Consider the following 12,805-nt stretch of genomic DNA (forward strand, 5'->3'; position numbering starts at 1 on the left):
TAGAATAGGCCTTAGTGATGGAACAGACGGATGTGCGTCATGGCCATGGTCATGTTGTACTTGTCACAAGTCTCGATGACATTGTCGTCACGGATGGAACCGCCGGCCTGGGCAACATAGGCAACGCCGCTCTTGCGGGCGCGCTCGATGTTGTCGCCGAACGGGAAGAAGGCGTCGGAGCCGAGGGCTACGCCTGCCTGTGTAGCCAGCCAGGCCTGTTTTTCCTCCTCGGTGAAGACTGGCGGTTTCTCGGTAAAGACGCGCTTCCAGTTGTCGCCATCCAAGAGATCCCGGTACTCGGGGCCGACATAGACGTCAATGGCATTGTCACGGTCCGGGCGGCGCACATCCTCGCGGAAGGGCAGCGCAAGAACCTGAGGGGCCTGGCGCAGATACCAGATATCTGCCTTGCTGCCCGCCAGACGCGTGCAGTGGACGCGGGACTGCTGGCCGGCACCGATGCCGATGGCCTGGCCATCCTTGGCATAGCAGACGGAGTTGGACTGGGTGTATTTGAGCGTGATCAGCGCAATCAGCAGGTCGCGCTTGGCTGCGGCTGGCAAGTCCTTGTTCTGCGTCGGGATTTCTTTGAGGCAGTCCTCGGTGATGGCAATCTCATTGCGCTGCTGCTCGAAGGTGATGCCGAAGACCTGCTTGGTCTCGATGGGCTCGGGCTTGTAGTCCGGGTCCATCTGCAGGACGAGATAGGTGCCCTTGCGCTTGGTCTTGAGAATCTCGAGGGCGGCGTCGGAGTAAGACGGTGCAATGATGCCGTCAGAAACCTCGCGCTGGAGGAAGGATGCCGTCTGGGCATCGCATTCATCCGACAGCGCGACGAAGTCGCCGTAAGACGACATGCGGTCAGCACCGCGGGCACGGATATAGGCCGTGGCAATCGGTGAAAGCTCTACACCCTCGACGAAGTAAGCCTTTTGGAGCGTCTCTGAGAGCGGAACGGCTACGGCCGCGCCAGCCGGGCTGACGTGCTTGAAGGAGGCGGCGGCTGGCAGCCCTGTGGCTTCCTTGAGCTCACGGACGAGCTGCCAGCTGTTCATGGCATCGAGCAGGTTGATGTAGCCCGGTTTGCCATTGAGCACCTGGAACGGCAGGTCGCCGTTCTTCATGAATACGCGGGCTGGTTTCTGATTCGGGTTGCAGCCGTATTTGAGTTCCATTTCGTTCATTGCAAGGTTCTCCTTTTCCCATCAAATAACGAAAAAAGCCGACACGAATCCAGGCTATACGCCCAGACGGTCGGCTTCTCTTCCCTGTGCTCCCTGTGGTGATCCACTTCCGTCAGTCGCACAGCATTTACAATAGTCAATCTATCATCATACGGGCTTTTTGTCAAGTGGCAGAAGACAAGTTGATGAACCTGCTCAAAAAATTAGGTTAATTGATTTTTCCCATGGGAAAAAACCTGTTAGATTTGCCGGATTTATGGTATGATAAGGTTTGGTAAGAATTTCTATTTTGGCGTACTATGTTACAATTTTCTCATATTCAAGGGGGACTTCGATTATGTTAAAGAGCATTGCAGTCATGACCAGCGGTGGCGACAGCCCGGGAATGAATGCGGCAGCCCGTGCGGTTGTTCGTACGGCACTCTATGAGGGTGTGAAAGTCTGGGGTATCCGTGATGGTTATCATGGCTTGCTTGAAGAAGATATGTTTGAGATGAAGTCCAAGGACGTCGGCGACATCATCCAGCGCGGTGGTACGTTCCTTGGTACGGCTCGCTGCAACCGCTGGAAGACGCCGGAGGGCCGTATGCTCGGCTATCAGCATCTCGTTGACCGCGGCATCCAGGGCCTCTGCGTCATCGGTGGTGACGGCTCGCTGCGCGGTGCTTCGCTGCTCTCGCAGGAGACGGGCATTCCTATCGTCGGTCTGCCGGGCACGATTGACAACGATGTTTGGGGCTCTGATTACACGATCGGCTGCGACACGGCTGCCAATACGATCATCGATGCCATCAACAAGCTCCGTGATACGGCTTCGGCACATCGCCGCGTCATCGTCATGGAAGTCATGGGCCGCAGCTCGGGCTGGCTGGCACTCGTCTCGGGTATCTCGGGCGGTGCGGAGTACATCCTTGTACCGGAGTCCCCGTTCGATCTGGATAAGATCTGTGAGGATATGAAGGTTGCTTATCAGGAAGGCAAGCGTTACATCCTCGTCGTTGTTGCTGAGGGTGCTGGCAGCGGCCAGGAAATCGGCGACTACATCGCGAAGAAGACGGAACTCGATACCCGCGTATCGGTACTGGGCCACATCCAGCGTGGGGGCTCCCCGTCGGTCATCGACCGCGTGCGTGCCAGCCAACTCGGCGAGCAGGCTGCTCTGGCACTGATCTCGGGGCTCTCGGATATCGTCTTCGGCTTCAGCAAGGGCCGCGTCGTATCCATCGACCTGCATGATTCGGTCAATAACAAAAAGAAACTCGATCCGGAATACCTGCACCTGGCTAAGGTACTGTTCTAAAAACATCAAATATGTAAAGCAGCCCCATGTACTGATTGGATAACAACAGTACATGGGGCTTTGTTGGCAGTTGAGTTCTGGCTTATTTTGATTTACATCGATTCATATATTCACGCAAAAATTGATTGTTTTCGGTAGTCTGCTTAGGTATTGGACGGTTTTGAATCGCCATAGCTAGGAATTGGTCGGCAGCGGTACGGACGCCAGTTGTGGCAATGATAACTTCATCAACGTATTCAGGAGCTTTGCGCAGGACATCCAGCGCAAGGCTCTTGATATTTTTGTCCTTGAGCAAGGCCTGTTCGGAACGGCGTTTGAGCATACCTTGAATATAGGCACCGGGATTGAAAGGGGTAGCATCATGGGCGTGCTCTTTGATTTTTACAAGGGTGTAGAGAATAACCTTCCAGCAGATTGCCGGTTGATTATCCAATTTATTCCATGAAGATTGGGCAAAGCCCAGGCGCTTCAACTGCTCGTGCAGATATTCAAGGGAAGGAACACGGCTCTCATTAATCAGGCCACTATCAGAAACGGTTGTGATTAGGGGATATTTATTGGCGCCCAGCGGCCGCATCTCTACCTCAAAGGTAAATTCGGCGATTCTCCTGCCTGTACGGCGGGAAACAATGTTATGAGGATTGATAATAGTCACAGGGCAGAATTCGTTTTCGTTCATGTCTTCGATAACGGAGGATATGATATCACGGCTGTAGGAAGATGGACGGATAGTCGATGAAGAAGGGGGGACAAAGGCCATTAAATCGTCCAGCGTGATGGATATTTTGTAGGGAGGATTCTCGTTATTTTTCTGCAATATGGCTATCTGCCCGAAAAGCCAGCGGGAAAAAGGATAGGTATAACTGGAGCGGGCAAAGGCATCAAACTCCCGGGGAACCTGTATTTCTGGCCGGGACAGCAGCATGGCTACATAGTATTTGACGAAGTCGGCATTGACCGTTACCGTGATGATGCCACTCTCTGCGTTGTAATGAGTGGTTGTGACAATGGCGGCTTCAATGTATTTCTCCTTGTCCGCCGTATCATCCAGAATAATGCGTTCCTTGTAGGCGTTCTTAGAAACCTTGTTCATGGCCTTCTCGATGTTGCGGTAGAGGGTAAACCAATCGTCTATATTTCGCAGTTTAGCCTCACTGCGTACATCAATGGGGATATGGATATTCTTGTCCACTTCAAATTCGGCGCCGGAATAAACCATCTGCTGAATGGTGTAGCGAACGGCAGAGTAGACGTTGTTTTCCAGCTTCGATGTAGCTCGGAGAGGGTAAGCTGTGGCGTATTGAATAGACGAGAAAAATGGCAGTTCAAGCTGCTGGGGAGTGGTCATGTTTTCACCTCGCGTTAAACACAATAACAAAATCTCAAGGTAATGGCAAGCACGTTAAATATCTGCAATAACAGGATGTGGAGCAGGAGATGTCTGGTGTTGCCGCATGAGCCTTGTATCTTTCGTGGACAATATCAGCATCTTATCTGTTGGATAAAACCTAAAACAATATATAAGGGGCAGCCATCAACCCTTGCCAACCCGCGAAGATACGCAGAAGGATTGCAGAAAAATAACTCATGTGCAGAATATTAACAGGCTTAATGCAGGATAATAACGGAGCTATTGCAGATTTTTAACGGTCATTGCAGAAAAATAACGCGGAAAGGACTTAGCCTGTGGGTTTATCTGTGGATAACCTGTACATTTCTTGTGGATAAGTGGCTTTATCCCTTTGAAATCAGCACTTTAGTTTCTGTGGATGTTAATTTTCTGCAATGAGGGTGTTTTTTCTCTGCAATAGGCAAATTTTTTTGACCGTTAAAATTCTGCAATAAATATACCAAAAAAGATGCACATTATTTTGTACATCTCTTTTGGTATGCTGATATTAAAATTTAGTATGGAGAAATGGCATATGGAAGAGAATAACAAAATCTATAAAGACAGTTTTCCCCGGCATCATGTGAATATAAAGATTCTTGGTATTGGTGGGGGGGGGAACAAGTGTCTTAGAACGATTAGCTGATGGGAAAATTTCGTCATCGGTGGAATTAGTATCTATCAACACGGATGCAAGAGCCTTGCGTGGTTTGGAAAAATTAGGTATAAAGGCCGTTCAGGTAGGAGAGAATGTGACTCATGGTTATGGAACAGGGGGAGACAGGGATAAAGGGGAATTTGCTGCTAAGCAAGACGAAGAAGTGTTGAGGAGTGTTCTCCAGAATACTGATATGTTATTTATCACAGCAGGGTTAGGTGGAGGTGCAGGTTCAGGAATAGCGCCAGTAGTGGCATCTTTCGCCAAAGAGCAAGATATTTTATCTGTTGCCATTGTTACAGTGCCTTTCTGTTTTGAGGGAAATAAGCGGAAGTGTGTAGCGGAAGAAGCAATAATGAAATTAGAACAGGAAGTAGATGCGCTAATTGTTATTCAGAATGACAATTTGATGGAACTGCCAGAAGCTAAACAAATGACGATTGCGAATGCTTTTGATTTGACAGATGAGGTCTTGGGGAACGCTGTTACGTTGATTACGCAAATCATTACCACTACTGGAGATGTTAACCTTGATTTTGCTGACATAAAAACTATATTAAGGCAGAGTAATTCCAGCGATGCAGTTTTTGCTGTAGGTGAAAGCGAAAAAGGAGATTTGTCTGAGGCTATGGAAAGGGCTTGCAATAGCCCTCTGTTGAAGCGAAGTATTCACGGAGCACAAGGAGCTTTGCTTTATATTATTGGTGGCACCGATATGAGTATGTATGATATAGGAACAGCTGTTTTCGCTATGCAGGAAAAAATGGCTGGAAACGAGAGTATTATTTGGGGATACATGGAAGGTAATAATGAGGAGGCTGTTACGGTGTTATTGATAGCTACAGATTTTATAAATGAAGAGATTTTTTGAGTGTAATTTTTCTTCTTACGGAATAGGATGTGCAAGTTTTACATATACGTCAAGAAATAATATTAGCAATAGACAAGAATATAAAATTTGAAAAATTGTATAAATAAGGGATTGCTATGTCAGTTTTAGTTGAATTGTTACGTGAGAATTATGCTTCTACTACTGTTATTGGAATAGGAAAGGAAACAATAGATAGCTTACGTGGGATAATAGAATGCGAATCCTCTCATCCAGAAGAACGACGATTGGATTTTTTTCTAATTGACGATGATGGAATAATTGAGAAATATGATGATTTAGCAATTATCAAACTATCGGATGTAGCAAAGATAGTATCAGGAACAGATGTTGTATTTGTAATAGCAAATATAGATGATGAGGAAAGTTTTCATAAAGCAGAAAAAGTTGCAAGAGGTGTACAATCAGCTGGTGTATTCCTTTCAGTATGTATTGCTGTGTGTGTTGATTTGAAGAAGGACAGAGAAGAGAGGATAGTGGATAGCTTGACTAATCTCGTGGATTCTTTCTTTATAGTGAGGAATGATGGAAAAGAATATCCAAGGGAACTGGTATGTCAAATTGTACATGGGATATTTTCCGTGTATGGATGGCCTAATTTAGTGGGATTAGATTTGGATTATGTAAAAGACGTATTGGGCAGTGGTGGCAGAGCCTATATTGGCTACAGTGAAGGTAAGGCAAAAAAGAATAGTGATTATATGCAAATTGCCCAGGAAGCCATCAGTACCAAAGATATAGTGGAATATTTGCCGAAGGCACGAGGACGATTGTTGAATGTTACAAGTTCGGAAGATAATATGTCAGTAGAGGGGCTTAACGACGTAGTTATGTTATTAGGGAAAGGGACTAATTCAGGTGTGGAATACATTTGGAGTGGTAGTATTGATAAGGTTACATCAAATCATATTTCTGTATATGTTATTCTGACACGAACAACGTGAATTTTATAATATAACAAGGGAGATGTACATAATAATGTACATCTCCCTTGTTATATTATAGGGACGGATTGTCCGTTTCTAAATTTGAATTATACAAATATTTAATTCACAAGTTGCCTATATTATCCATGTTTTCCGCTGTGTCAAATCGTTTGTCGGTATTTTGAATAGAATTAACAATTAAATTTATACCTTCAGTTATTGTGCCTTTAATTGCATCTTTTTGTTCGTCATAATCGTATTTAGAAAGAAGAATATCTACTAACGGTTTTTTTAAGACTGCAAGTCGCCATTTGTTCATCAGCTTATTATGAGGAATGAATGTAAAAGATTTGCTGTCTTTAGATAAATTATCAGACAATGATTGATATTCAAGTGAAGTTAATAGTGAATTATATATAGAATCATCTTTGCAATCAACATCTAATAAGATAACAAAATCAGGTCCGTTTTCGCGTTTTTCAGGTTCAATCTGATGATCATCAGTATCAAGTATAACTCCGGCAAATAGTCCAGGTTTCCATTCGCTCATAAAGTCAATGCCTAGTCTTCCCCACTCTTTCTTTGTGACAATATTAAAACCTGAGCCGTTCCATTTGATTAATTCGTTTAGTGCTGGACATTCGTTTAACCAATCAATAGATTCTAGTTCAGAAAAGATTATTTTTAAATTCTTCTCTAGCTTTGCGGCATTAAAAAAACCATAAAGTGCTTCTGGGGTTATTGAATTATATTTACCCATACCATTATTTTCAAGGAATAATATGAAATGCTCAATGAGAAATTTTTCCTGATTTTGATATTTTTTGATTTGAGATTTGAAAAACTCGTATATATCACTCCAAGTCAATTGGATGTCTGCGTGTTGAGTCCATTGAGTTCTGCTCGGTGTGATAAGGACAGAATAAGCATGATTAAATCTTAGTTCGTTTGTGCAATTCATATAATTCATAATTTGATTATCAAGCAATTTTCCATTCCACCATTTATGTTCAGAGATAAATACGATATCTTTATCTGTTTTTAAAATTAAGTCAATTATTCCAGTTGAAACTCTTTTTTGAGTTTCAACAAAATCCTCTGGTAATAAATTTATTTCATCTTGTAAATTAATATTTCCTTTTTGACAAATGAATCGGATATATTCAATAGCAATTCCATCAATTTGCTTAAGGGTTAACGCAAGTAGTTCCGTTAAATAGTCCTCGTTTGAATTACAACGAGCTTTAAGTAATTTGTCGAAAATTGATTCCATAAAATAATACCTCCTTATCGCAATATGCATGTTAAGAATATGTTTTAATAGATACAGATTTATATTAAATAATTATTTATGCATTCATCTGCCTAAAACAGTATAGCGTGGCTTTTGCATCTGCTAAAGCTCCATGAGCCGTGTCTCTTCCCCAGTCATAGTGAAAGTAGTCAGCACAAGTGGAAAGATTGACCTTGTATTTACTATAGGAATGTGCAAATTCTTTCATAACATCAATTCGCCGACACTTTTTCCGATAAAAAGACTCCACTGCAAAGCCGGACTGTTTTAGCATACGAATATCAAAATTAATATTGTATCCTACATAGTATTGGGCTTCTGCAATAATCCTGGCAATATCATTCATATAATAGTCTATGGTATTTTTGTTTTCTAACATTGCTGGAGAGATATGATGAACGTTTTCGGCATGGGGCCAAGCAGTATGGTGCTTTGGCTTGAAAAGTTCATCAAAAAGGATATCGCCATGCCCATTTACAATGGCAAGCTGAAGCACCTCGTCGCTGCCGCTTAATCCTGTGGTTTCTGTGTCAAAACATATTAATTTGGTTAAGTCCGTTATATTTTCCATTATCTGTCTCCTTTTCAGTAGCTATTTCGTGACCTGTCTTTCTAAATCCTGCCTTTATTGAATCATCAAATCCCGGAACTTGGTGTATTCCTTCTGGAAGTATAGATTCACACTGTCTACCGGGCCATTACGATGTTTGGCCACAATGATTTCCGTGATGTTCTTATTCTCCGTATCCTTGTCATAATAATCCTCACGGTAGAGGAACATGACAATATCGGCATCCTGTTCCAGTGAGCCGGATTCACGCAGGTCAGAGAGCATTGGCTTTTTTATCTGCCGCAGTTCTACGGAACGTGAAAGCTGGGAGAGGGCAATTATCGGCACATCCAGCTCACGAGCCAAGGCTTTTAGAGAGCGGGATATATCGGAAATTTCCTGCTGGCGGGTGTCATTTCCTTTGCCGCTACGGCCTTGCATCAACTGCAAGTAGTCAATGATAATCAAATCAAGGCCATGTTCTGCTTTTAGCCGTCGGGTTTTGGAACGCAACTCCATCACCGTCAGTCCACCCTGATCATCTATATGAAGAGGAATGCGGCTAAGGCTATCCGATACGCCCACTAATTTGTTCCATTCCATAGCATCTAATTGACCGGTGCGCAACTGCGTGGCGTCAATACCGCCTTCGGAACAGATAATGCGCTGCATAAGTTGTTCTTTGCTCATTTCCAGTGAAAAGAATGCCACATTGTAGCCATGTATTGCCACATAGCTGGCAATGTTCAACGTGAAGGCTGTCTTTCCCATAGATGGGCCGGGCTGCTACCAAAATCAAGTCAGATTTTTGCAGGCCTGCGGTGAGCTTGTCTAAATCCTTAAAACCGGAGCTTAGTCCCGTTAGGCCACCTTTTGATTCATAGAGCACATTGATGCGCTCGAAGGTGCGCATAACGATGCTCTTCATGGACTCAAAGGCACCGCCACCCTGACGGCTGGCTACTGCGAGGATTTTCTTTTCCGCCTCATCCATGATGTTTTCCACATCGTCACTGTCCTCATAGGCTTTGCTGGCTATTTCCGTGGCAACATCGATGAGATTTCTAAGCTCGGCCTTTTCCTTAACAATCTTGGCATGATAACCAATATTGGCGGAAGTACCCACGACATTGGCAAGCTGTGTGATAAAACTAAGACCGCCAACCTGATCTAACATATTTTCTTTGCGGAGTTCTTCTGTCAGTGTGACTAAATCTACCGCTTCATCGTCATTTTGCAGTTTTATCATAGCCTCATAGATTATGCGATGAATTTCCCGGTAGAAATCATCTGGTTGCAAAATCTCCTGTACCTCAATGATTGCTTCCTTCCTTATCATCATTGCGCCCAGAACAGCTCGTTCTGCTTCAATATTTTGTGGTGGCAGGCGTTCTAGTAGAGCCATCTTTCATCCTCCGTGCGAATCCTTCCTAAAAGGATTGATGTTACGTAATAAACCCTACTGAGCGGGATTTATTCTTAGACTGCTTGCTTAGTGGCACATCAAAATCAGACGTTTCTAATTGCAGTAATATATTCCGGTCAATCTCTTTACCGTCATATTCCTGCATGATTCTGCTAGACTGTCTTATTTGGGCCTGTTCGAGAAGGTTGCGCACGAAACGGCCGTTACCAAAGTTTTCCTGTTGGCTGGCTTTGTTAAATATTTCGCGGCAACTTTCATCAATATCAGGGGAAAGTTTCAGTTCCTGGCGGTCAGCCATATGATGCAGGATTTCGACTAGTTCTTGGGGATTGTAATTGGGAAAATCGATATGGAAGGAAATACGGCTGCGCAGGCCTTCGTTTTTTTCGAGGAATCTTTCCATTTTGTCAGGATAGCCGGCAAATACGACTATGGTATCGTCACGGTGGTTTTCCATTTCCTGTACGATGGTGTTGATGGCTTCGTCACCGAAAGAACCATCTCTATCGTCAACGAGAGAGTAGGCTTCGTCAATGAAGAGGACGCCGCCTTGGGCAGCACGAAACATTTTCTTTATTTGGGGAGCAGTCCAGCCGACATATTTTCCTACTAAATCAGCACGACCGCATTCGACGAATTCACCGCTAGTCAGGATGCCTTCTTTGTTGAGAATATCCGCCAACAGTCTGGCCACAGTGGTTTTTGCACTGCCAGGATTGCCTGTAAAGACCATATGCATATTGGGGCGGTACTGGCTAAGGCCTAGCGTAGAACGAAGTTTATGGGCACGGAAGGTATTCAGGATATCGTCGACAATGCTCTTCACCTCGTGGAGTCCAACCATAGATTGCAGGCGACTGTAGGCATCTTGAGGGGGGTTCGTCTTTTTGATAAGTTTTACCCGGCTGACAGTCTTATAGGCTGTATACATATTGTTTCGCAGATTATCCCGATAAAGACCGTCATATATCTTGTGAATATCGGATGGGCGGAACGTAGTCTTTTCGCCCAGAGCTCTTCTGATTTGCTCGGTGCTATAAGAGAGCTTGCCCGCATCCAAGAGTTGTTTGAGATAGTCGGTAGCTTCTTGATGATTGCCTGTACCTTCTTTTATTTCTACGAAGAACATATCATCTTGCAGGTCGGTAACGAGATTGTGTGTGAACCCCGGATTTTTTGTGTTTTCTACCAAAATAAAGAGGGTATTGCACTGATACTTACGAATATTTTCGGCAAAGAAGTTGACAACTTCTTCATAACAAGTGGTGTAATTTTGATGTTCTTCCCTGGAGCCAGAGAGTTCAATGATGACCGTACCACCGACACTTTGGCGAAAGATGCATTCGATGTCGCTGTCATTGTAGCAATGTTCGTCAATCTCATAGATTCTGCTGATGCAGCGACTGACAAGCCGTTTGTTGACATATAAGGCATGGGCCAGGAATGTGCTTAACTGCATTGCTTCGGCAGAATTGCCCACAGATAGCTTGTAATGGATAGGATGTCCCTGAAATTTTTGTGGATGCTTGGGACTGTAAATGCGTTCTAACTCATCGAGCAGTGTTTCATCGGCCATAAGGGACTGAGCTTTTTGTATCGCCTGTTTTTGACTCATTGGCTTATGGTCGAGTAAGTTTTCGATAATCTTGAAAGAACCATTGTTGTAATAATCAAGGTCGTAACCGACATCATTTCGGCGGAAATAGTGATTGAGAATTTGAGAACTACTGTCCAGGAGTTTCTTGGCTTCTGATGGTGTTATTTCTTTGAATTGAGGATTGCTTAGTGACAAGCCATATTTTTCTTCACTGATGCAAGATGTGAAGTAAGCAAGAACTTTCTTTTTATTGCGCGGGTCAAGTGTGTCGAGGATAGCGACAAGGGATAATTCATCTTTGGTTGCTTTGTATAAGGTGAGAAAGATTTTGTTCTCCTGGCCAGTGGAGGCCAGCGTGTCGTTTAGCTCCTCAAGCTCGCTAACCCAACTGTTCCGGGACTCGTTATAAGCGGTGTGAAGTTTCCCGGATTCAATTAGGTTGCAAGCTACTTTTAGCTTATAGAATAACATGATATTCGCCTCCTTTTGCCTATAGTATAAATCATGAGATGTACATTTCTTTGTACATTGGAAGGGGTATAATGGAGGTAAATATGAAGAAAGGAAGTGGCGAGATGTACGCGACAGGCAATAAGAAGATGCTCAACATGCTGATATTGGATATCCTGAAGGATTATTCCGATGAGAATCATCGGCTGACCCAGCAGGAGATTATCCAGCTGCTGGATAAGATTTATGGTATGACCTGTGACAGACGGTCTGTGAAAGCCAATATAGAATCCTTAAAAGAGTTAGGTTATGACATAGCCACAAATAGAGGCTGTTATCTGATGGAGCGGGATTTTGAAGATGCGGAACTGCGGCTGCTCATTGATAGCGTGTTATGCTCCAGGGGACTTTCGAAGAATCAGGCTAAGCGGCTTATAGAAAAACTGGTTAAATTTGGGAATCGCTATTTTCAGCCAAAGGTGAAACATATTGCCAAGCTGTCAGAAATGCGGCATTCGGATAATACGCGGGTAATGCAGAATATTGACATGTTAAATGATGCGATAGAGCATGAGACAAAGGTGCAATTTACCTATAACCGCTACAATACGTCCTTTAGACTGGTGCCCAAGCGCAAAAAGCCATATATCGTAAGTCCTTATCAGATGGTGGTGTGCAATGGCTGGTATTATCTAATCTGCAATACGGAAAATCACGATAATATATCGCATTACCGTATTGATAAGATGGCAGCAATGCAGATATTGGACAAGCCTATCAAGGCTAAAAGGGAAATTGCTGACTTTGCCATTGGTGGGTATAATCTGCCTAAGCACATGGCAGAGCATATCTATATGTTTGGTGGGGATAGTATAGAAGTAAAATTCCTGACGGAAAAATCTATGATGGATCAGCTGGTTGATTGGTTCGGCAAGGCTTTTTCGGTGAAATCGGTTGGTCCGGATGAGATATTGGTGACGGTCAAATGCAACGAGAATGCCATAAGATATTGGGCTTTGCAATATGTAGAGTATGTGGATATTGTAGAGCCTGTGTGGCTGAAAACAGATATAGAGAACATATTAAAGAAAAAGCTGGGAATTCCATAAAATAATGGGCTGTTGCACGTGCAACAGCCCAT

Annotated in this window: 9 protein-coding genes, 1 pseudogene and 1 riboswitch; of the genes and pseudogenes, 4 read left to right on the forward strand and 6 right to left on the reverse strand. The window is 44.0% G+C overall.

The window, feature by feature from the left end; all coding sequences use genetic code 11:
- Positions 1 to 11 precede the first annotated feature (11 nt).
- Positions 12 to 1,184, reverse strand: coding sequence for a phosphoribosylaminoimidazolecarboxamide formyltransferase (locus BM181_RS05805; RefSeq protein WP_075442854.1), 1,173 nt, complete (start codon positions 1,182 to 1,184; stop codon positions 12 to 14).
- A gap of 53 nt (positions 1,185 to 1,237) precedes the next feature.
- A riboswitch (ZMP/ZTP riboswitch) is annotated at positions 1,238 to 1,314 on the reverse strand.
- Positions 1,315 to 1,521: 207 nt separating this feature from the next.
- Here BM181_RS05805 and pfkA point away from each other — a divergent pair.
- Positions 1,522 to 2,484 (forward strand): 6-phosphofructokinase, encoded by a 963-nt coding sequence (gene pfkA / locus BM181_RS05810; protein WP_075442855.1) that lies wholly within the window; start codon positions 1,522 to 1,524, stop codon positions 2,482 to 2,484.
- Positions 2,485 to 2,566: 82 nt separating this feature from the next.
- On the opposite strand, the gene BM181_RS05815 is transcribed toward pfkA, so the two are convergent.
- Complete coding sequence (locus BM181_RS05815) at positions 2,567 to 3,832, reverse strand: hypothetical protein (protein ID WP_075442856.1); 1,266 nt, start codon at positions 3,830 to 3,832, stop codon at positions 2,567 to 2,569.
- Between the two features lie 650 nt (positions 3,833 to 4,482).
- Here BM181_RS05815 and BM181_RS05820 point away from each other — a divergent pair.
- Both BM181_RS05820 and BM181_RS05825 read left to right on the forward strand, forming a co-directional pair.
- On the forward strand, positions 4,483 to 5,403 hold the full coding sequence (locus BM181_RS05820) for a cell division protein FtsZ (protein WP_371263012.1): 921 nt from the start codon (positions 4,483 to 4,485) through the stop codon (positions 5,401 to 5,403).
- A gap of 116 nt (positions 5,404 to 5,519) precedes the next feature.
- The gene (locus BM181_RS05825) at positions 5,520 to 6,365 is read left to right on the forward strand and encodes an FtsZ/tubulin family protein (RefSeq protein WP_082336194.1); all 846 of its coding nucleotides are present in this window, start codon (positions 5,520 to 5,522) and stop codon (positions 6,363 to 6,365) included.
- A gap of 106 nt (positions 6,366 to 6,471) precedes the next feature.
- On the opposite strand, the gene BM181_RS05830 is transcribed toward BM181_RS05825, so the two are convergent.
- From BM181_RS05830 to BM181_RS05845, 4 genes and pseudogenes are all read right to left on the reverse strand, one after another.
- Positions 6,472 to 7,620 (reverse strand): hypothetical protein, encoded by a 1,149-nt coding sequence (locus BM181_RS05830; protein WP_075442859.1) that lies wholly within the window; start codon positions 7,618 to 7,620, stop codon positions 6,472 to 6,474.
- A gap of 76 nt (positions 7,621 to 7,696) precedes the next feature.
- Complete coding sequence (locus BM181_RS05835; protein ID WP_075442860.1) at positions 7,697 to 8,212, reverse strand: 3'-5' exonuclease; 516 nt, start codon at positions 8,210 to 8,212, stop codon at positions 7,697 to 7,699.
- A 54-nt stretch (positions 8,213 to 8,266) separates the two neighbouring features.
- Positions 8,267 to 9,596, reverse strand: a pseudogene (dnaB, locus tag BM181_RS05840) (replicative DNA helicase).
- 40 nt (positions 9,597 to 9,636) lie between these two features.
- Positions 9,637 to 11,685, reverse strand: coding sequence for an AAA family ATPase (locus BM181_RS05845; protein ID WP_075442861.1), 2,049 nt, complete (start codon positions 11,683 to 11,685; stop codon positions 9,637 to 9,639).
- A gap of 104 nt (positions 11,686 to 11,789) precedes the next feature.
- Here BM181_RS05845 and BM181_RS05850 point away from each other — a divergent pair, with 104 nt between their 5' ends.
- Positions 11,790 to 12,773 carry a helix-turn-helix transcriptional regulator gene (locus tag BM181_RS05850; RefSeq protein WP_075442900.1) on the forward strand — a complete coding sequence of 328 codons (984 nt, stop codon included), beginning with the start codon at positions 11,790 to 11,792 and terminating at the stop codon, positions 12,771 to 12,773.
- Positions 12,774 to 12,805 lie beyond the last annotated feature (32 nt).

The sequence above is a fragment of the Pseudoselenomonas ruminantium genome, from assembly GCF_900113715.1.
Taxonomy (GTDB): Bacteria; Bacillota; Negativicutes; order Selenomonadales; family Selenomonadaceae; genus Selenomonas_A; species Selenomonas_A caprae.

What these genes read in the sequence shown, in the direction of transcription:
- BM181_RS05805 (WP_075442854.1), bottom strand. Translation starts at nt 1,184, where the DNA reads ATGAACGAAATGGAACTCAAATACGGCTGCAACCCGAATCAGAAACCA.
- pfkA (WP_075442855.1), top strand. Translation starts at nt 1,522, where the DNA reads ATGTTAAAGAGCATTGCAGTCATGACCAGCGGTGGCGACAGCCCGGGA.
- BM181_RS05815 (WP_075442856.1), bottom strand. Translation starts at nt 3,832, where the DNA reads ATGACCACTCCCCAGCAGCTTGAACTGCCATTTTTCTCGTCTATTCAA.
- BM181_RS05825 (WP_082336194.1), top strand. Translation starts at nt 5,520, where the DNA reads ATGTCAGTTTTAGTTGAATTGTTACGTGAGAATTATGCTTCTACTACT.
- BM181_RS05830 (WP_075442859.1), bottom strand. Translation starts at nt 7,620, where the DNA reads ATGGAATCAATTTTCGACAAATTACTTAAAGCTCGTTGTAATTCAAAC.
- BM181_RS05835 (WP_075442860.1), bottom strand. Translation starts at nt 8,212, where the DNA reads ATGGAAAATATAACGGACTTAACCAAATTAATATGTTTTGACACAGAA.
- BM181_RS05845 (WP_075442861.1), bottom strand. Translation starts at nt 11,685, where the DNA reads ATGTTATTCTATAAGCTAAAAGTAGCTTGCAACCTAATTGAATCCGGG.
- BM181_RS05850 (WP_075442900.1), top strand. Translation starts at nt 11,790, where the DNA reads ATGTACGCGACAGGCAATAAGAAGATGCTCAACATGCTGATATTGGAT.